General features: G+C 73.7%; 17 protein-coding genes. 2 read left to right on the forward strand and 15 right to left on the reverse strand.

Annotated elements, in window-relative coordinates; genetic code table 11:
• Positions 1-135 precede the first annotated feature (135 nt).
• Genes JOF36_RS24120 through cobC form a run of 4 tightly spaced genes read right to left on the reverse strand, consistent with a single transcriptional unit; the run spans position 136 to position 4,242 of the window.
• Positions 136-1,257 (reverse strand): bifunctional RNase H/acid phosphatase, encoded by a 1,122-nt coding sequence (locus JOF36_RS24120; protein ID WP_210036197.1) that lies wholly within the window; start codon positions 1,255-1,257, stop codon positions 136-138.
• A 2-nt stretch (positions 1,258-1,259) separates the two neighbouring features.
• On the reverse strand, positions 1,260-1,985 hold the full coding sequence (locus JOF36_RS24125) for a zinc ribbon domain-containing protein (protein ID WP_210031045.1): 726 nt from the start codon (positions 1,983-1,985) through the stop codon (positions 1,260-1,262).
• Positions 1,982-3,148, reverse strand: coding sequence for a Nif3-like dinuclear metal center hexameric protein (locus JOF36_RS24130; protein WP_210031047.1), 1,167 nt, complete (start codon positions 3,146-3,148; stop codon positions 1,982-1,984). The genes JOF36_RS24125 and JOF36_RS24130 overlap by 4 nt, the downstream gene beginning before the upstream one ends.
• Complete coding sequence (gene cobC, locus JOF36_RS24135; protein WP_210031048.1) at positions 3,145-4,242, reverse strand: Rv2231c family histidinol phosphate aminotransferase CobC; 1,098 nt, start codon at positions 4,240-4,242, stop codon at positions 3,145-3,147. The genes JOF36_RS24130 and cobC overlap by 4 nt, the downstream gene beginning before the upstream one ends.
• A 135-nt stretch (positions 4,243-4,377) precedes the next feature.
• Here cobC and JOF36_RS24140 point away from each other — a divergent pair, with 135 nt between their 5' ends.
• Positions 4,378-4,836: a low molecular weight protein-tyrosine-phosphatase gene (locus JOF36_RS24140; RefSeq protein WP_307862567.1), complete on the forward strand. Its 459-nt coding sequence runs from the start codon at positions 4,378-4,380 to the stop codon at positions 4,834-4,836.
• A 22-nt stretch (positions 4,837-4,858) separates the two neighbouring features.
• On the opposite strand, the gene JOF36_RS24145 is transcribed toward JOF36_RS24140, so the two are convergent.
• The 8 genes from JOF36_RS24145 to JOF36_RS24180 form a co-directional block, all read right to left on the reverse strand.
• Positions 4,859-6,136 carry an SAM-dependent methyltransferase gene (locus tag JOF36_RS24145; protein WP_210031050.1) on the reverse strand — a complete coding sequence of 426 codons (1,278 nt, stop codon included), beginning with the start codon at positions 6,134-6,136 and terminating at the stop codon, positions 4,859-4,861.
• Positions 6,137-6,166: 30 nt separating this feature from the next.
• Positions 6,167-7,534 carry an FAD-binding oxidoreductase gene (locus tag JOF36_RS24150; protein ID WP_210031051.1) on the reverse strand — a complete coding sequence of 456 codons (1,368 nt, stop codon included), beginning with the start codon at positions 7,532-7,534 and terminating at the stop codon, positions 6,167-6,169.
• A gap of 92 nt (positions 7,535-7,626) precedes the next feature.
• Positions 7,627-8,607 (reverse strand): aldo/keto reductase, encoded by a 981-nt coding sequence (locus JOF36_RS24155; RefSeq protein WP_210031053.1) that lies wholly within the window; start codon positions 8,605-8,607, stop codon positions 7,627-7,629.
• 32 nt (positions 8,608-8,639) lie between these two features.
• Positions 8,640-10,199, reverse strand: a complete 1,560-nt coding sequence (locus tag JOF36_RS24160) for an AbgT family transporter (RefSeq protein WP_372447407.1) — start codon at positions 10,197-10,199, stop codon at positions 8,640-8,642.
• On the reverse strand, positions 10,196-11,170 hold the full coding sequence (locus JOF36_RS24165; RefSeq protein ID WP_245350962.1) for a CE1 family esterase: 975 nt from the start codon (positions 11,168-11,170) through the stop codon (positions 10,196-10,198). The genes JOF36_RS24160 and JOF36_RS24165 overlap by 4 nt, the downstream gene beginning before the upstream one ends.
• A 138-nt stretch (positions 11,171-11,308) precedes the next feature.
• Entirely contained in the window at positions 11,309-12,070 is a 762-nt protein-coding gene (locus JOF36_RS24170) for a creatininase family protein (RefSeq protein WP_307862568.1), read from the reverse strand.
• Complete coding sequence (locus JOF36_RS24175) at positions 12,067-12,729, reverse strand: FadR/GntR family transcriptional regulator (RefSeq protein WP_210031054.1); 663 nt, start codon at positions 12,727-12,729, stop codon at positions 12,067-12,069. Before JOF36_RS24175 ends, JOF36_RS24170 begins: the two co-directional genes overlap by 4 nt.
• Positions 12,730-13,111: 382 nt before the next feature.
• A complete protein-coding gene (locus JOF36_RS24180; protein WP_307862761.1) occupies positions 13,112-14,257 on the reverse strand; it encodes a polyhydroxyalkanoate synthase family protein in 1,146 nt (381 codons plus the stop codon).
• An 89-nt stretch (positions 14,258-14,346) separates the two neighbouring features.
• Here JOF36_RS24180 and JOF36_RS24185 point away from each other — a divergent pair, with 89 nt between their 5' ends.
• Entirely contained in the window at positions 14,347-15,492 is a 1,146-nt protein-coding gene (locus tag JOF36_RS24185) for an acyl-CoA dehydrogenase family protein (RefSeq protein WP_210031060.1), read from the forward strand.
• 100 nt (positions 15,493-15,592) lie between these two features.
• Here JOF36_RS24185 and JOF36_RS24190 read toward each other — a convergent pair whose 3' ends face one another.
• The 3 genes from JOF36_RS24190 to JOF36_RS24200 are packed head-to-tail and all read right to left on the reverse strand — an operon-like array spanning position 15,593 to position 18,521.
• A complete protein-coding gene (locus tag JOF36_RS24190) occupies positions 15,593-16,441 on the reverse strand; it encodes an ABC transporter ATP-binding protein (protein WP_210031061.1) in 849 nt (282 codons plus the stop codon).
• Positions 16,438-17,529: a FecCD family ABC transporter permease gene (locus JOF36_RS24195; RefSeq protein WP_210031062.1), complete on the reverse strand. Its 1,092-nt coding sequence runs from the start codon at positions 17,527-17,529 to the stop codon at positions 16,438-16,440. Before JOF36_RS24195 ends, JOF36_RS24190 begins: the two co-directional genes overlap by 4 nt.
• Positions 17,526-18,521, reverse strand: a complete 996-nt coding sequence (locus tag JOF36_RS24200) for a FecCD family ABC transporter permease (protein ID WP_245350963.1) — start codon at positions 18,519-18,521, stop codon at positions 17,526-17,528. The genes JOF36_RS24195 and JOF36_RS24200 overlap by 4 nt, the downstream gene beginning before the upstream one ends.
• Positions 18,522-18,627 lie beyond the last annotated feature (106 nt).

The raw sequence follows: 18,627 nt of genomic DNA on the forward strand, positions 1-18,627 counted from the left end.
CCCGGTCGGGGCAGCGGAACAACGGTCCGCAGCGGACACCGCCCGATCGGGCCATGCCGGTATCGATCCAGTACGACCCCCGGCGTGCGGGGCGCCGGAGCGGGGTGGTATGCGCGCCCCGCTGAGCCCGAGCCGTCAGCCCAGATACGACGTGTCGTTGACCAGCCGGACCGAGGCCCCGCCGTCCGGGTAGAAGTCGGCGATGTTGGTGCACGCCAGGTCCAGGTGCATCCGGAAGAGCACCTCGTCGCCGGCGCCGAGCGCGTCTCGCAGCAGCATCTTGATCGGTGTCACGTGGCTGACCACGATCACCGTCTCACCGGGGAACTCCTCGACGATCCGGCTGCGCTCCGCCTCGACCCGCTTCCCCACGGCGCGGAAGCTCTCCCCACCGGGCGGTTCGACGTCGGCCGAGCCCAGCCAGCGGCCGTGCAGCTCGGCGTCGCGCTCCCGGGCCTCGGCGAAGGTGAGGCCCTCCCAGCCACCGAAGTCGGTCTCGATCAGGGCGTCGCGGACCCGCAGCGGCGCGCCGGTCGTCTCGGCGACCGCGGCCGCGGTCTGCCGGGCACGGCGCAACGGCGACGACAGCACAGCCGCCGGCTCGACGCCCTGCTTGCGCAGTCGTGCCGCGATCGTCCGGGCCGCCGCGACGGCCTGGGCCTGGCCGGCCTCGGTGAGCTCCGGGTCGCCGTGCCCGGAGTAGCGGCGTTCGATCGACAGCGCGGTCTGGCCGTGCCGCAGCAGGATCATCCGCACCGGCGTGCCGACCTGACCGGTCCAGGCCGCCGCGGCCTCCTCGGTCGGCACCGCGGCCGGTTTCGGGACCGGCCCGGCCGCCACCACCGGATCGAGCGAGGGGCTCGACCCGCCGTCCATCGCCCGGTTGGCGAGGTCGTCGGCGAGGGCGTTCTCCGCGCGCGGGATCCAGGTGAACGTGACGGTGTCGAACTCCTTCACCAGCGCGCGGGCCTGTTCGGCGAGCAGCCGCAGCGCATCGTTCTTGATCTTCCAACGCCCGCTCATCTGCTCGACGACCAGCTTCGAGTCCATCCGGGCCTCGACCTCGGTGGCACCCAGCTCCCGGGCGACGGTCAGGCCGGCGATCAATCCGCGGTACTCGGCGACGTTGTTGGTGGCGGTGCCCAGGCCGTCGTACACCTCGGCCAGCACCTGGCGGCGACCGGCGTCGAGCGCGACCGCGCCGTAGCCTGCCGGACCGGGGTTGCCGCGCGACCCGCCGTCCGCCTCGACGACCAGCTTCACTTGGCACGCACCAGGATCGCCCCGCACTCCTCGCAATGCGCCACGTCGTCGGCCGGCTTCCCGCGGATCTGGCTGAGGAAGGTGCGGTCCAGCTCGAGCCGGCACGCACCGCACCGCGACTCGCTCAGCGCGCCCGCCCCCACCTGCCCGCGCGCGCGGAGCCGCTCGTAGTCGGCCAGCAGGTCCGCGGGCAGCACGGCCACCAGCTCGCCACGGGCCCGGTCGCGGCCGGTCCGGGAGGCGTCGAGATCGGCCACGACGGTGTCGCGGCGACCGGTCACCTCGGCGACCTCGTCCTCGGCGGTCTTCCGTTCCCCGGCGGCGTGGTCGAGCTCGACGCCGACCGCCTCGCGCTCCTCCATGATCTCGAGCTGCTCCTCCTCCAGCACGCCCTGCCTGCGGGCCAGGGTGTCGAGCTCGTGCTGCAGCTCGGTCGCCTGCTTGGCGTTGACGCCCGAGCCGGACAGCAGCGACCGGTCGCGCTCGACCCGGGACCGGACGCCCTCGACGTCACGCTCCAGCCGGGCGATGTCCCGGTCCAGGTCACCGGCCCGGGTCTCGGCGCGGACGACGGCGTCCTGCGCGTCCCGCACCCGCTGCTCGGCCTCGGCGAGCTGCTGGTGCTCGGGGAGGGTCTTGCGCCGGTGGGCGAGCCGGCCGAGCTCGGCGTCCACCTCTGCCAGCTGGAGCAGCTTCGCCTGAGCAGTGGGGTCGGCCTTCATGAACTCGCCTCCGGGTCGGATGATGTCGCAGCAGTGGTCCAGGGATCGGTGCGCCGCCGGGACACGGACACCGCGACGCTACCGCCGAGCGCCGAGCGCACCACGTCGGCCGCCTGGCCGCACCACGGCCATTCGGACGCCCAGTGCGCGACGTCGACCAGTGCCGGGGCGGGCCCGTCCGGGCCGGTTCCGGCGAGCGCGTGCTCGACCGCCGGGTGGTGCCGCAGGTCGGCGGTCACGTAGGCGTCGACGCCGGCCCGGGCCGCGGTGTCCAGCGCCGAGTCGCCCGCCCCGCCGCACACCGCGACCCGGCGGATCTCGCGCTCCGGGTCGCCGGCCCCGCGCACACCCCACGCCGTCGCGGGCAGGGCGCGCGCGACGCGCCGGGTGAACTCCGCGAACGGCTCGGAGCGCGGCAGCGTCCCGACCCGGCCGAGCCCGCGCGCCGACGGCACCGGCGCCATCTCCAGCAGGTCGAACGCGGGCTCCTCGTAGGGGTGCGCGGCGCGCAGCGCGGCGAGGACCGCGCGGCGGCGCGACCGCGGCAGCACCATCTCCAGGCGCGTCTCCGCGACCCGCTCCAGCTTCCCGACCTCGCCGATCGCCGGGACGGCGCCGTCGAGCGGGAGGAACTGGCCGGTGCCCGCGGTGGCGAACGAGCAGTGCGAGTAGTTGCCGACGTTCCCGGCGCCGGCGTCGGACAGCGCGGTGTGCACCTGCGCGATGGCCGGACCGACCGGGACGAACGTGACGATCTTGTCGAGCGCCGGGGCGGGGTCCGGTTCGAGGGGACCGTCGACCGCCAGGCCGAGTGCGGCGGCGAGCGCGTCGGAGACGCCGGGGTCCGCGACGTCGGCGTTGGTGTGCGCGGTGAACAGCGCGACCCCGGACCGGATCAACCGGTGCAGCAGCGCGCCCTTCGGGGTGTCGGCGCCGACGCCGTGCACGCCGCGCAGCAGCAGCGGGTGGTGGGTGACCAGCAGCTGCGCGCCGGTCCCGATCGCCTCGTCGACCGTCTCCGGGGTCGGGTCGACGGCGAACAGGACCTTCTCCACGGTCTCGGCGGGGTCGCCGCAGACCAGCCCGACGGCGTCCCAGTCCATCGCGAGGTCCGGCGGGTAGGCGGACTCGAGCACGTCCAGGACGTCGCGCAGCGTGCTCATGCCGGGACGACCAGCGCGCGCAGGGCGGCGTCGAGCTCGTCGACGAGCTGGCGGGCGACCTCCGGTGGACGCACGGCGACCCGGACGTGGTCGGGGCCCAGGCCGGGGAAGGTGTCCCCGCGGCGGACCGCGATGCCGGCCGCGCGCAGCAGCCGTCGCACGTCGTGGCCGGTGTCGTCCGGCAGGTGCAGCAGCAGGAACGGGGCCTGGCCCGGCTGGACGGCGACGCCCTCGATCCCGGACAGCGCCGCGGTCATCGACACCCGGTGGGCGGCCAGCTCGCGGGCCTTCTGGTCGGCGGCCGAGAGCGCCTCCGGCTCGCAGCAGGCGACGATCGCCTCGAGCGCGGGCGTCGACACCGGCCACGGCGGGCGCGGCGCGGCGAGGCGGGCCAGCAGCTCCGGGTCGCCGAGCGCGTACCCGGCTCGCAACCCGGCCAGCGCCCACGTCTTGGTCAGCGACCGGAACACCAGCAGGCCGTCGAGCCCGGTGTCACCGGCGAGGGTCTCCGGTTCACCCGGCACCGCGTCGGCGAAGGCCTCGTCGACCAGCAGCACCCGGCCCGGGCGGGCGAGGGCGCGGACGTCGGCGGCGGGGTGCAGCACCCCGGTCGGGTTCGTCGGGTTCCCGACGACGACGAGATCGGCCTCCGCCGGGACGGCCCGCGGATCGAGCGCGTGCCCGCTCGCCGGGTCGGTGAGGACACGGACGACCGGCACCCCGGCCGCGCGCAGCACGGCCTCCGGCTCGGTGAAGCCGGGGTGAACGACGGCGGCCAGGCGCGGGCGCAGTGCCGGGAGCAGCGCGAAACCCTCCGCGCTGCCGGCCAGCGGCAGCACCTGCCCCGGCGCGCGACCGTGCCGGGCGGCGGCGGTCTCGCGGGCCCGGGCGTCGTGGTCGGCGCGCGGGTAGCGGCCCAGACCGTCGAGGGTGCCGACGAGTCTGTCCCGCAACCACGGCGGTGGGCCGTCCCCGATCACGTTGACGGCGAAGTCGACGAGGCCGTCGGACGCCTCGGCGTCGCCGTGGTGGCGCAGGTCGTGCGCACCCGGGTCACCGGGCCCGCGACCGGCGGGGTGGTGATCGAACGGCATCCGGTCACCCTACGGCGGACGGTTCGCGCCGCCCCGCACCACCCGAGCCCGGCGGGCGCCCGGCGCGGCCGGATGGGGGACAATGGCCGGGTCAGCGTCGACGTCCGTACCCGCGCTCCCCCGAGAGGGATCCCCGTGAACGTCGTGTTCGTCTGCACCGGCAACATCTGCCGCTCCCCGATCGCCGAGAAGATGCTGGCCGCCGAGGTCGAGGCGATCGGTCTCGACGACCGCGTCCGGGTGGCCAGCGCCGGTACCGGGCACTGGCACATCGGGGCGCCGATGGACACCCGCGCCGCCGAGGTGCTCACCGCCCACGGCTACGACGTCGCCCACAGCGCCCGCCAGGTCGACGCCGAGATCCTCTCCGCCGACCTGCTGGTCGCCCTGGACGCAGGCCACCTGCGGTCGCTGCAGCGTTCGGTCCCGGACCCGAGGCGGGTACGCCTGCTGCGCTCGTTCGACCCGGCCGCCCCCGACGACGCCGAGGTCCCCGACCCCTACTACGGCGGCCCGGACGGCTTCACCGAGGTCCACGAGCTGCTCGTCGCCGCCATGCCCGGCCTGGTCGAGTACGTGAAGCGGCACGCCTGACCGGGCGCGGCGGCGAACCGGGTCAGTAGGCCCCGTGGGCCCCCCGCAGCGGGAAGCCGGAGGACCGGTCGTCGTGCAGCTTCACGCCCAGCACCTGGTGCAGCTGGATGTTGTTCAGCTCGAAGCCCAGCCGGCAGGCGGCCATGTAGAGCCGCCAGACCCGGGCCCGCCCGGTCCCGACCTCGGCGACGGCGCCGGCCCAGTTGCGCTCCAGGTTGGCGCCCCAGTCCCGCAGGGTCAGGGCGTAGTGCTCGCGCAGGTTCTCCTCGTGCCGGATCTCGAACCCGGCCTCGTTCATCGCCGTCACCAGCGTCCCGACCGGCTCGAGCTCGCCGTCCGGGAAGACGTAGCGGCGGATGAACGCGTCGGTGTGCCGGTGGTCGGGCTTGTGCGGCTGGGTGATGCAGTGGTTGAGCATCCGCCCGCCGGGGCGCAGCTTGGCCTGCATCGCCCGGAAGTACGCGTCGACGTTGGCCTTGCCGATGTGCTCGGTGAGGCCGATCGAGGAGACGGCGTCGTACACCCCGTCCGGGAGGTCGCGGTAGTCGAGATGGCGCACCTCCGCCAGGTCACCGAGCCCTTGACGCTCGATCTCCGCCTGCCCCCACGCCGCCTGCTCCCGCGACAGCGTGACGCCGAGCGCGCGCACCCCGTGCTCGGCTGCGGCGTGGCGCACCATCCCGCCCCAGCCGCAGCCGACGTCGAGCAGGCGCATCCCCGGCTTCAGGTCCAGCTTCGCCGCGACCAGCTCGTACTTGTGGGCCTGCGCCTGCTCGAGCGTGGCGGCGGCGTCCGGGTAGGTGGCGCAGGTGTAGGTCATCGACGGGCCGAGGACCAGCTCGTAGAACCGGTTCGAGACGTCGTAGTGGTGCGAGATCGCCTGCGAGTCCCGGCGCTTGGAGTGCAGCAGCCCCTTCGGCCGCGCCTCCAGGTCGGGCGGTGGCATCCGGTACTCCCGCCAGTACGGCAGCAGCCGCCGGGCCAGCCACAGCTGTTCCGCACGCGGGATCGAGTGCAGCGTCACCTCCGCCATCGCGCGCAGCGCGGTGTAGAGGTCGCCGTCGACGTCGATCTCCTCGGTCACGTACGCCCGGGCCAGCCCCAGCGAACCGGGTGCGTTCACCAGCCGGGCGAGTGCCCGCGGTGAGGTGACCCGCAGCGTCACCGGGGCGTCGGGCGGGCCTGCGGCCGAACCGTCGAACGCCTCGACCCGCAGCTCCGGTGCCCGTCCGAGCACCCGGGCCAGGATCCCGGCGACCGGCTCGGTCGTCACCTGCGGTCGCTCCAGCACTCCCGTCATCGCTGAACTCCTCCCTCCGAACCCGCCGCTCTAGCGGCCGGTCACCTTCCGATACAGGTCGGGCGCGCACCCGTCCGGGTCGTAACGCTGCTTCACCGCCCGGTACGCCGCGCCGTCGTAGTGCCCCCAGAACTCGTCCTCGTCGTAGTGCACGGTCGAGTACAGCGACTTGTGCCCGCCGAGCCCAGCGACTTTCTCCTCCACCAGCCGGTTGTGCGCCCACCGGTCCCCCGGCCGCTCCGGTACCGACGACCAGAACCCGACGTTGACGTAGAGCCGGCCCGGCTCCATCGGGTACAGCGGCCAGGACCGCTCGCCACGCAACCGCATCGGGCACAGCCACACCGGCGAGATCCGCACCTGTTCGTGGAAGAACTCGAGGAACTCCGCGAGCCGCTCGACCGGGACCTCGACGTCCTGGACGACCATCTCCTCGGCCGTTCCACCCAGGGCTTCGCGTACCCGGTTGGAGGCTCCGAAACGTTGGTCGAGGGCGACCAGGCGGCGGTAGACGTCGGAGCGCCGGTAGCGGCGCGGCCAGAACCTGCGCACCAGCGGCTGCTGGACACCGAACGCGCGCGAGCACCAGAACCAGTCCGGGTCCCAGCGCCAGATGTAGTCGTGGACCGTCAGGTGGTCGACCGGGCGCCGCTGCAGCGACCGGTAGAAGACCTCCTGCCCGGTGTAGTCGGAGATCCGCGCACCCGGCATCGGGGCGTCGACGAACCGTCCCGTGGTCAGGTACTGCTCGCCGGGCCCGAAGACGACACCGTCGAGGAAGTCGGCGTCCGATCCGGACAGCTCCTCGATCGCCGTCGCCGCTGCGTCCGCGGTGGTGTACCGGTGGTGGGTGAGCTGCACGAACGGCCGTACCGGCGCCAGTTCGACGACGAGGCGGACCGCATAGCCGAGCGTCCCGTAGGAGTTGGGGAAGGCCGCGAACAGGTCGGCGTGCTCGCCGTCGGGGGTGACGTGCAGCAGCTCCCCGGCCGGGGTCAGCACGTCCATCTCCAGCACCGACTCGTGCGGCAGGCCGTTGCGGAACGACGACGACTCCACCCCGAGCCCGGTCACCGCGCCGCCCAGGGTGATCGTCTTGAGCTGCGGGACGACCAGCGGCATCAGCCCGTGCGGCAGCGTCGCGGCGACGATCGTCTCGTAGGTGGCCATGCCCTGGACCTGGGCGGTTCGTGCCTGCGGGTCGACCTCCAGCACGCCGTCGAGGGCGGAGGTGTCCAGCCGGCGGACGCCGCGCCCGGTGTCCCGATCACCGAACCGGAACAGGTTCGACGACGGTTTGCCCAGCTGGACCCGGCCGGCCCCGGCCCGGGCACGGCGCATCTGCTCCACCGCCCGGTCATGTGCGACACGGGATCCGGTACCGACGGGCGCCACCATGACGGCGACGATAGACCTCTCTCGTTTGGCACGCTAACGGAATTCGGCCCCGTTCGCGGCAGCGGGCCGCCGGGCGTGCGGCCGGGCCCGGGTCAGTGGCCGGTGAGCAGGTCCCGGGCCAGCGCCGGGAACGCCCGCGGGCCGATGGTGCGGTGCACCTGCCGCGCGGCGGCGGCGAGCCCGGCGTGCTCGGCGGCGGTGAGCGCGAGGTCCGCGGCCGCCGCGTTCGACTCCAGCTGGGCGACGCTCGACGCCCCCGGGATCGCGACCGTGTTCGGGTGGTGCACCACCCAGGCGAGCGCGATCTGCGCGGGCGTCGCGTCGTGCGCGGAGGCCACGTCACGCAGCGCGTCGAGCAGCGGGCGCAGCGCCCGCAGGTTCTCCGGCAGCCAGGCGGTGTTGCGCCGCACCGGGTTCGACGGCCGGTAGGTCTCGTCGTAGCGACCGGTCAGCAGGCCCTGGGCCAGCGGGCTGTACGCCATGACCACGCGGTCGTGCGCCGCCGCGTACGGCACGAGGTCGTCGGCCGGCTCGGGCCGCAGCAGGCTGAACTCGACCTGGTTCGACAACACGGGCGCGCCGAGCGCGGTGTCGGCACGGCGCCAGCGGTCCAGGGAGTACGCCGAGACCCCGGCGTCGCGGACCAGCCCGATCCGGCGCAGCGCCGCCATCCCGCGCATCGCGGAGCCGTCGCCGAGCACCGGGTGCGGCTTGTGCACCTGGTAGAGGTCCATGGTGGAGACGCCGAGGCGTTCGGCGGAGGCGACGGCGCGCTGCTGCAGCACCGGACCCAGCGGCAGCACCGGGAGGAACTTCGTGGCGAGCACCACGTCGTCCGTGCCACCGGCCGTGCGCAGGGCGTCGCCGAGGATGCGCTCGCTGCGGCCGTACCCGTACAGCTCGGCGGTGTCGAACACGGTGATCCCGAGCTCACGGGCACGGGCGACGATCCGGTCCGCCTCCCCCGCGAAGTCCGTGCCGTAGCCCCACTCGGTGGAGCCGAACTGCCAGGTGCCGAGGCCGATCACCGACCACGGCTTCGGCGTGGACCCGAGGCCGTCGAGGTAGCGCACACCGCGATTGTCCCCGACGGCCCCGGACCTCCTCAGCGCACCGGGGCACCGGGCCCGAGCGGGATTCCCAGCGTCCACCAGGTGAGGAACAGCGCCGTCCACACCAGCGTCATCGCGATCGCCAGCGGCAGCGTGTACGACGCGAGCGTCCCGATGCCGGCGTCCTTGCGGTACCGCTGCAGGAAGCCGAGCGCCATCACGAAGTACGGGCTCATCGGCGTGACCGCGGTCGATCCGGAGTCGGCGATCCGGAACAGCGCCTGGGTGGTCTCCGGCGGGACGTCGACGAGCATGAGCATCGGCACGATCACCGGTGCGGCGATCGACCACATCGCCGACCCGCTGGTGATCATCACGTTCACCACGGTGAGCACGGCCAGCACCATCAGGAACACCACCGGGATCGGGATGCCCGTGGTGCGCAACCCGTCCGCGGCGACCACCGCGAGCACGTCGCCGACGTGCGACCAGTCGAAGTACGCGAGGAACTGGGCGATCGCGAAGAACAGCGCCAGCACGGGCGCCATCTGCTTGATGCCGTCGGCCATCAGCTTCGGGACGTCGGCCCCGGAGGTGATCGTCCCGGCGCGGCGGCCGTAGACGATGCCGAGCAGGCCGAACAGCAGCGCGATCACCGCGCCGATCCCCTCGATCAGCGGCGACTCCACGATCCCGCCCGCCTCGCCGCGCAGCGGTGACCAGGCGGGCAGTACCGCGGCCGTCAGCAGGACCAGCGCGGCGAGCAGCACCCAGCCGGCCCGGTGCAGCCCGGCCCGCTCGGCGGGCTCGAGCCGGAGCCGGCCGAGGTCGTCGTCCGGGGCGTCCGGATCGACGTGGAGATCGGTGCGCTTCGCGAGCACCAGCCGGGTCATCAGGGTGATCACCAGCGCCAGCACCACCGACGAGGCGATGTTGAAGAACCAGTTGCTCACCGGCGAGACGGTCACCGACGGATCCACGATCCGGGCCGCCGCCGTGGTGATCCCGGCGAAGATCGCGTCGTTCGGGGTGGGCACCGGGCTCGCGTCGTAGCCCGACGCGATCGCGGTGTAGGCGACGACGATGCCGAGGATCGGCGACCGGCCGACCGCCCGGAACGCGAGCCCGCCCAGCGGCACGAGGATGACGTAGGCCGCCGCGGAGGCGACGTGCGCGACGGTGCCGGCGAACGCGACCGCGAACACCACCAGCGAGGCCGGGACCCGCGCGACGCCGACCCGCATCGCGGCGGCCAGCAACCCGCTGCGTTCGGCCACGGCGACGCCCATGATGACCGTGACGATCGTGGCCATCGGCGGGAACTCGGCGAAGTTGTCGATCATCGAGGAGACGGCCATGGCGATGCCGTCACCGGAGAGCAGGTTCCGCACGACCACCTGCTCGCCGTCCGGGGCGATCACCGACACCCCCGCGGCGGCGAGCCCCGCACTGATCACGGCGAGGATCGCGGACAGCACCCAGAACAGCCAGAACGGGTGCGGCAGCGCGTTTCCGGCACGCTCCACCACCGCCATCGCCCGGACGATCCGCGGCAGCTCCCGCTGCCCGTCGTCCTGGCCGGCCGGGCGGGTCTCGCCCGCCGGCGCGCTCACGACGACCCCAGGGTGTGCCGGGCGGCGAAGCGCCCGATCAGGTCGGTGGCCTCGATGGTCTGCGTGGTGTGCCCGCCGCCGCTGTAGGCGTCGGCGCCCGGCCAGGTGTGCCCGCCGCCGTCGACGGCGACGTGTGCCACCTCGGCCCCTTCGGTGCAGCCCGACCAGGTCGAGACGGTCACGTCCGGCTCGATCCGGGTGCTCGCGGGCTCCGGCCCGCACCCGTCACGCCGCACCCAGCCCTCGACCCACGCCGGGATCGCGGGCAGCCCGCGGTCGGCGTCGCCGGTGTAGGGGATCGTGGCGTCGCCGGTACCGTGGATCGCCAGCACCGGCACGGCCCGATCGGGCTCGCACGGCGGTTCACCGGCCCGGTAGTAGGCGCCGGCGACCGGTGCGATCGAGGCGATCCGGTCGGACATCCGGCAGGCGAGGATCTCGGTGAAGCCACCACCGTTGGACTTGCCGGTGGCGTGCACCCGGTCGGTGTCGACGCAGAGCGTCGACTCCAGGTCGTCGAGCAGGTCGGCGGTGAAGGCGACGTCGTCGACGCCGGGGGCCGAGTACGACGCGCCCTGCCACGCCCGCTTGCCCTCCCCGCCGGGGACGCCGTCGGGGTAGGCGACGATCGCCGGCAGCCGGGAGAGTCCGGAGAACTCCTCGGTCGTCGGGCCGCTGTTGCCGCGGCCGTGGAACACGAGCACGACCGGCCACGCCCGGTCCGCGGTGTAGTCCGGCGGGACGTGGACGCGGACGGTGCGGGTGATCCCGCCGCTCTCGAGCGTCCGGTCGGTACTGGTCCCCGGTTCGAGCGGGGACGCCGCGGCGCACCCCGGGCTGCGGCCCGTGAGGGGCATCTTCGTGGCGTCCTGGGCTGCGGCGCTCGCCGCGCCGGCGGTCAGGCCGGCGGCGACCACGGCCAGGCAGGCGACGGCGCCGAGCAGGCGCCGTGGTCGGGTGGTTGCGGACATGCTGGTTCCCCTTCGGACGGCGTCGTCGACGGCCGGTTCTGGCCCTGCCCCGTCGTTCCGGGGCAGGGTCGGTCGGCGGGGGCACCGCATGGTGCCGCCGCGGGATACGGGAGTGCTGTCGCCGGTGGTGGGTGGGGGTCAGGCCTTCAGCCAGGCCCTGACGAAGTCGGTGATCCGGGTGACGATCGCCTCGACGATCGCCTCGCCGTGCTCCGGATCGGCCCGGCGGGGGTCACCGAGGACCCCGTTGCCGGACAGGCGCTCGTAGCTCAGCGTGAGCTTCGGGCCGCCGCGCCGCCGGGCGAGCTCGCCCAGCGCATCCAGTTCGGACAGCCGCGTGGTGCCGGCTGCCATCCGGTCGGTGTGGACGAGCTCCGGCGCCAGCGCGAGCATCTGCGCGGTCTCGGCCTCGCCGCTGTGCCCGCTGATCTCCGGCGGTTCCGCCGACGCGACGACGTCGGCGGCCAGCGGGGTCAGCGGACTCCAGGCGAACTGCAGGTCGGGCCGGGTGACGAGCAGGTCCTGCGCCACCGCGGTGAGCGTGGCGTCGTTCCCGCCGTGCCCGGTGACGACCAGGATCTTGCGCCAGCCGTGCCGGTACAGGCCGTCGACGTACTCCCGCACGACGGCCGCGAACGTCGCCGTGCTCAGGCTGACCGTGCCGGCGAACGCGAGATGGTGCGGCGAGACCCCGACCGGCAGCGCCGGGCCGATGACCGCCCGCCCGTCCAGCCGCGCGACCACCCGGTCGGTGACCGCCTCGGCCCGGACCAGGTCGGTGGCCAGCGGCAGGCCGGGCCCGTGCTGTTCGAACGCGCCGGCCGGGAGCAGCACCACCGGGCTGTCGACGACGGCGGCCGCGGCCTCGACCGTCGTCATCTCGGCGAGCCGCCGGGTCACGACCGCACCGCCGACCGGATCGACTCCAGGTGGGTCCGGGTGAGCTGTTCCGCCCGGGCGGCGTCACCGTCGCGGACCGCCGCCAGCAGCTCGACGTGCTCGGCGTGGTCGCGCTCGCGGTCGTCGTAGCGGTGCCGGATCTCGATCTGGTCCCGTGCCCGCACGTGCAGCAGCGCCTCGACCGTCTCCCGCAGCAGCGTGTTGCCGCTGGTGGCGGCGAGCGCGACGTGGAAGTGCACCGCCGGGCGGAGGTCGCCGCGGGGCGGGTGCAGCGCGTTGGTGACGCTGTCGGTCAGCATCGCGAGCCCGGCCTCGTCCCGGGTCCGGGCCGCCGCGGCCGCGATCGGCGGTTCGACGACGAGCCGGGCCTCCACCAGCTCGAGCACGCTGTCCGGGGTACTGAGCGGCCGGTGCGGGTTGGCGAGCAGGCGCCGGTCGACCCCGTCACCGACGTAGGTGCCCGAGCCGTGCCGGAACTCGACCGCCCCGGTGGCCTCGAGCCGGCGCAGCGCCTCGCGGACCGTCGGGGTGGTGACCTCGAACCGCCGCGCGAGATCGCGGGACGACGCCAGCTGGTCACCCGGCGCCAGTCGCTCGGTCCGGATGATCTGCATGATGTCGTCGGCCAGCCGCTCCGACAGCGTCTCCCCCGTGGTCATAAAGTGACTAAATCACTTAGTGAGCTAGTCGGTCAAGGCCGGGCGGGCGGCGAGCGCCGCGGGCGAGCGGGGTGTGCGGGGCGTGCGGGGCGTGCGGGGCCGGCGCGGCCCGTGCGACCGGCCCGGCCGCGGACGGATGCGACACCAGGTTCACACCCCCTGGCGCCTCCTCACACCTGTTGCAACGGGTGTGAAGCGACGCCAACAGGTGTGAGGCAACGCCAACAGGTGTGAGGCAACGCCAACAGGTGTGAGGCAACGCCAACGGGCGTGAGGCAACGCCAACGGGCGTGAGGCAACGCCAACGGGCGTGAGGCCGAGGCACCGGGCGTGAGGCCGCCCCACCCAGGCGTGCGACAGCCGCGATGACGGGAGCCCGAGGTCAGGCGCCCGCAACGGGCGCGTCCGTAGCCCCGCCGGCGTCGCGGCCGTCGACATCGCCCCGGCGCCCGCCGTCCGCGTCGCCCCGCCCGGCGCCGGTCGCATCCCAGTCCGCCAGGGCGCGGTCCAGCTCCGGCCAGGTGGTGTCGCGGGCCCGGCGGCCGGTGAGGACGCCGAGGTGCCCGCCCGGGGCCGTGCTGAACCGGACCTCCGGGCTGCCGGTGAGCAGCGGGACCGCGCTGCGGACGGCCTTGAGCGGGGCAATGACGTCGTCGCGGCCGGCGACGACGAGCACCGGGACGTCCACGTCGGACAGCTCCACGTCCCGCCCGGCCAGGCGCAGGCCACCGGCGGCGAGGTCGTTGCCGCGCAGCAGCAGGTGGAAGATCTGCCCGAACACCCGGCCCGGGTAGCCGTGCATGTTGTTCATCAGGTGGTCGACGGCCTCGATCTGGGCCAGGCAGTCGCGGTCGTCGATCCGGGACAGCACCGCCAGCGGCCGGGTGACCAGCTTGTCGACGGCGGTCAGGTGGAACACCCAGCTCACCACCGGGGCCGGGAAGCTGCCGACCCCGCGGTAGACCGAGGAGACCATCCGGCCGCCCGCGACCTCGGCGAGCGGGCGCAGCGGCGCCACCAGCGGGACCCGCGAGATGTCGACCGGGGTGCCGATCGTGCTGATGCTGCGCACCGGGAGCGGCGTCCGGCCCTGCACCGCCGCGGCGACGGTGAGCAGCGCGAAGATCCCACCCAGCGACCACGCGACGAGGTGGACGTCGTCGTCCTCGGTCGAGGCGACCTCGCGGATCGCCGTCGGCAGCAGCTCGTCCACCCAGTGCTCGATGCCGAGTGTCCGGTCGGAGAACGACTTGGGGCCGTAGTCGATCAGGTAGACGGCCCGGCCCTGCCGCAGCAGGTGCTCCACCAGGGAGCATCCGCGGCGCAGGTCGTAGGCGAAGTCCGGAGCCCCCAGCGGCGGGACCAGCAGCACCGGGGCTCCCCCGGACGGATCCACACCGGACAGCGGGCGGTACCGGTACAGGATCCCGGCGGGCGAGCCGACCAGCGCGTCGCGCGGCATCCGCTCGAGGTCGGCGAGGTGCCCGACGACGACCCGGTCCCAGACGTTCGCGGCGACGTCGACGATGCGCACCCGGCGGAGCCTACGGCACGAGGGGGTCAGGGGCGGCCCGTGCGGACGCCCGAGGTTACCGACGAGTATGTGAGACTCGCGCCATGCAGCGCGACATCTTCGACGACGATCACGACGCGTTCCGGGACCTCTGCCGCACCTTCATCGCGAAGGAGATCGTTCCCCACCACGAGCGGTGGGAGGAGGAGGGCCAGGTCGACCGCGAGGTCTGGACCGCGGCCGGTGCGGCCGGCCTGCTCGGCACGGACGTCCCGGAGGAGTACGGCGGCGGCGGGGTCGACGACTTCCGCTACAACGCGATCCTCGACGAGGAGATCGTCGCGGCCGGGGCCAGCGGGATCGGGTTCCCGCTGCACAACGACGTCGTTGCGCCCTACCTGCTCCGCCTCGCCACCGAGGAGCAGAAGAAGCGGTGGCTGCCCGGTTTCTGCTCCGGCGAGCTGATCACCGCGATCGCGATGACCGAGCCCGGGACCGGCTCCGACCTGCAGGGCATCGCCACCAACGCCAAGCAGGACGAGAGCGGCGACTGGATCCTCAACGGCTCGAAGACCTTCATCACCAACGGTATCCTGGCCGACCTGGTCGTCGTCGTCGCGAAGACCGACCCGGACGCCAAGCACCTCGGCTTCACCCTGTTCGTGGTCGAGCGCGGCATGGCGGGCTTCGAGCGCGGGCGCCGGCTGAAGAAGGTCGGGATGAAGGCCCAGGACACCGCGGAGCTGTCGTTCACCGACGTCCGGGTGCCGGACGCGAACCGGCTCGGTGAGGTCGGGCAGGGCTTCGTCTACCTGATGCAGAACCTGGCGCAGGAGCGGCTGTCGATCGCCGTCGGCTCGGTGGCGGGCGCCGCGGCCGCGGTGCGGATGACCGTGGACTACACCAAGGAGCGCAAGGCCTTCGGCAGGCCGGTGGCGAACTTCCAGAACACCCGCTTCGAGCTCGCGGAGATGGACACCGAGGTGTCGATCGCGCGGATCTTCGTGGACCGGTGCATCCGCGAGCACGTGGAGTCCGAGCTGTCGGTGCCCGACGCCGCCAAGGCCAAGTGGTGGTGCTCGGACCTGCAGAACCGGGTCGTCGACCGCTGCGTGCAGCTGCACGGCGGCTACGGCTACATGCTCGAGTACCCGATCGCCCGCGCCTTCGTCGACTCCCGCGTCCAGGCGATCTACGGCGGCACCAACGAGATCATGAAGGAGATCATCGGCCGGACGGTGCTCGGCTGATCCCGGTGCTCACGCGGTGATCACGCGTTGAGGAGCGCCGCGCCCGTGTGGCGAACGCTGCACTCCTCAACGCGTGATCACCGGCTCGGACGACGCGTGATCATCGGCTCGGGCGCAGCGACGGCCCCGCGGCCGGGACGACCAGCGGGGTGCCCGTGACCGGGTCCGGGATGACCCGGGCGCGCAGCCCGAACACCTCGGCCAGCATCTCCTCGGTGATCACCTCCGCGGGTGCACCCGCCGCGACGATCGCGCCGTCCTTCATCGCGACCAGCCGGTCGGCGTAGCGGGCGGCGAGGTTGAGGTCGTGCAGCACCATGACGACCGTCCGGCCGGCCTCGGACTGCAGCCGGCGGACCAGCTCCAGGACGTCGACCTGGTGGGCGAGGTCGAGGAACGTGGTGGGCTCGTCGAGCAGCATCAGGTCGGTCTGCTGGGCGAGCGCCATCGAGATCCAGGCGCGCTGGCGCTGCCCGCCGGAGAGCTCGTCCACCGGGCGGTCGGCGAGATCGGACAGCCCGGTCCAGGCGAGCGCCTCGGCGACGGCCTCCTCGTCGTCACCCGACCACTGGCGGTACCAGGCCTGGTGCGGGTGCCTGCCGCGAGCGACCAGGTCCCCGACGGTCAGCCCCTCCGGGGCCGCGGGCGACTGCGGCAGGATGCCGAGCACCTTGGCGACATCACGGGTCGGGGTCTTGTCGATCCGCTTGCCGTCCAGCACGACCTGGCCTGCCCGGGCGGGCAGCAACCGGCCCAGCGCGCGGAGCACGGTCGACTTGCCGCAGCCGTTCGGCCCGATGACCGTGGTGACCGCGCCCGGCAGCACCTCCAGGTCGAGGCCTTCGACGATGGTCCGGGCGCCGTAGCCGAGCGAGATCCCCTCGGCCCGCAGCCGGACCTCGCCCTCGGGCACCGGTGTCACCGCTCGGTCCAGGTGTGTCGAGGTCATGCGCGAGCCTCCTGACGGGGACGGGCGAGCAGGTAGAGCAGGTACGGCGCACCGAGTACGGCGGTGATGATGCCGACCGGCAGTTCGATGTCGCCGAGCGCGGTCCGGGCGATCACGTCGGCGACCACGGTCATCGCGGCCCCGAGGATCATCGACACCGCCAGCGGCGGGGTCCCGGTCCGGCACAGCCGCTGGGCGATCTGCGGGGTGACCAGGGCGACGAACGCGATCGGGCCGGCCGCCGCGGTGGCCACCGAGGCGAGGCCGACGGCGACGAGCAGCAGCAGTGTCCGGTCGCGGTTGATCCGCACACCGAGGCCCCGGGCGGTGTCGTCGTCGTAGCGCAGCGCACCGAGGACGTGGACGAGGACGAACGCGGCGGGGACCAGCAGCAGCATGGTCACCGACAGCGGCAGCACCTCGTTCCAGCTGCGCGCGTTGAGGCTGCCGTTGAGCCAGACCTGGGCCTGCGCGGCCTGGTAGATCTGCGCGACGGTCAGCAGCCAGTTCACCCCGGCGAGCAGTACCGCGTTGATGCCGATGCCGACCAGCACCAGCCGGAACCCCTGGATGCCCTGCCGCCAGGCCAGCAGGTAGATGACGGTGGCGCTGATCAGGCCACCGGCCAGTGCCGCGAGCGGGATGCCGAGCGCGGCGAACAGGCCACCGACCCCGGCCATGCCGCCGCCGAGGACGATCACGAAGACGGCGCACGCGGAGGCACCCATCTGGATGCCGATGATGTCCGGGCTGGCGAGCGGGTTGCGGGCGATCGCCTGGAAGATCGCGCCGGAGATCGCGAGCGCGGCGCCGACCAGCGCGCCGACCAGGGTGCGCGGCAGCCGCAGGTCGAGGACGACGAGCTGCTGGCCCGCGTCGCCGCCACCGAACAGCGTCAGCAGGACGTCGGTGATCCCGATCGGGTAGTCGCCGCGGCCCAGGTTGACCGCCGCCGCGAGCACCAGGACGACGGCGCAGGCCACGAAGACGACGATCGGCCGGATCCGCAGGACCAGCGACGTGCCCCGGTAGCGCAGCGGCCGGCGACCGGGGACGAGCACCGTGGTGCCCGGCGGCTCGGCGCTCATATCGCCCCCAGCTTCCGGCGCCGCACGAGCGCGATGAAGAACGGCGCGCCGAGCAGCGCGACCACGATGCCGACCTGCAGCTCGCCGGGTCGCGCCACGACCCGCCCGATGACATCGGCCAGCAGCAGCAGCACCGCCCCGGCGAGCCCGGACGCCGGTAACAACCATCTGTAGTCGGGCCCGGTGAAGGAGCGGACGATGTGCGGCACGACCAGGCCGAGGAAGATGATCGGTCCGCAGGCCGCCGTCCCCGCCCCGGCCAGCAGGGTGATGGCGAGGACGCCGACCGTCCTGGTCCGGCGCACCGAGTGACCGAGCGAGGCGGCGACGTCGTCGCCGAGCGACAGCGCGTTCAGTGCGGGCGCGCTGGCCAGCGCGAGCAGCGCCCCGATCACGATGAACCAGACCACCTGGCTCGCCACGTCGGCGTCCCGCCCGGCCAGCGAGCCGACGTTCCAGAAGCGGTAGGCGTCGAGGCTGTCCTCATCGAGCAGCACCACCGACGAGGTCAGCGCCTGCAGCAGGAAGGCCACCGCGGCGCCGGACAGGGCCAGCGACACCGGCGTCGCCCCGCCCGGCGCCCGGGTCCCGATCGTGAACACCACGACGCTGGCGACCAGAGCCCCGGCGAAGGCGAACCACACGTAGCCGAACAGCGAGGTGACGCCGAACAGGTAGATGCCGCAGACCACGAAGAACGCGGCACCGGCGTTCACACCCAGCAGGCCGGGGTCACCGAGCGGGTTGCGGGTGAAGCCCTGCACCAGGGCACCCGCCAGGCCGAGCGCGATCCCGACCAGTACCCCGAGCACCGTCCGCGGGATCCGCAGCGAGCGGATCACCACGTCGTTCTCGGTCCCGGTCGGTGCGAGAAGCGCGGAGAACACGTCGCCCACCGGAATGACCTTGGTACCGATCGCGATGCCGGCCAGCACCGCGACGACCAGGGAGACGGCCAGCGCGGCGAGCCCGATCAACCGGCGTCGCCGCATCGATCTCCTCGGCGGCGCCGGTGCCCCCGTGGGACCGGGCCGGACGCGGATCGCGTTCACCTTCGGTGGACTCCCTGCGCATCGGTTCCACACGCGCCCGGTCGGC

It is taken from the genome of Pseudonocardia parietis (assembly GCF_017876315.1).
Taxonomy (GTDB): domain Bacteria; phylum Actinomycetota; class Actinomycetes; order Mycobacteriales; family Pseudonocardiaceae; genus Pseudonocardia; species Pseudonocardia parietis.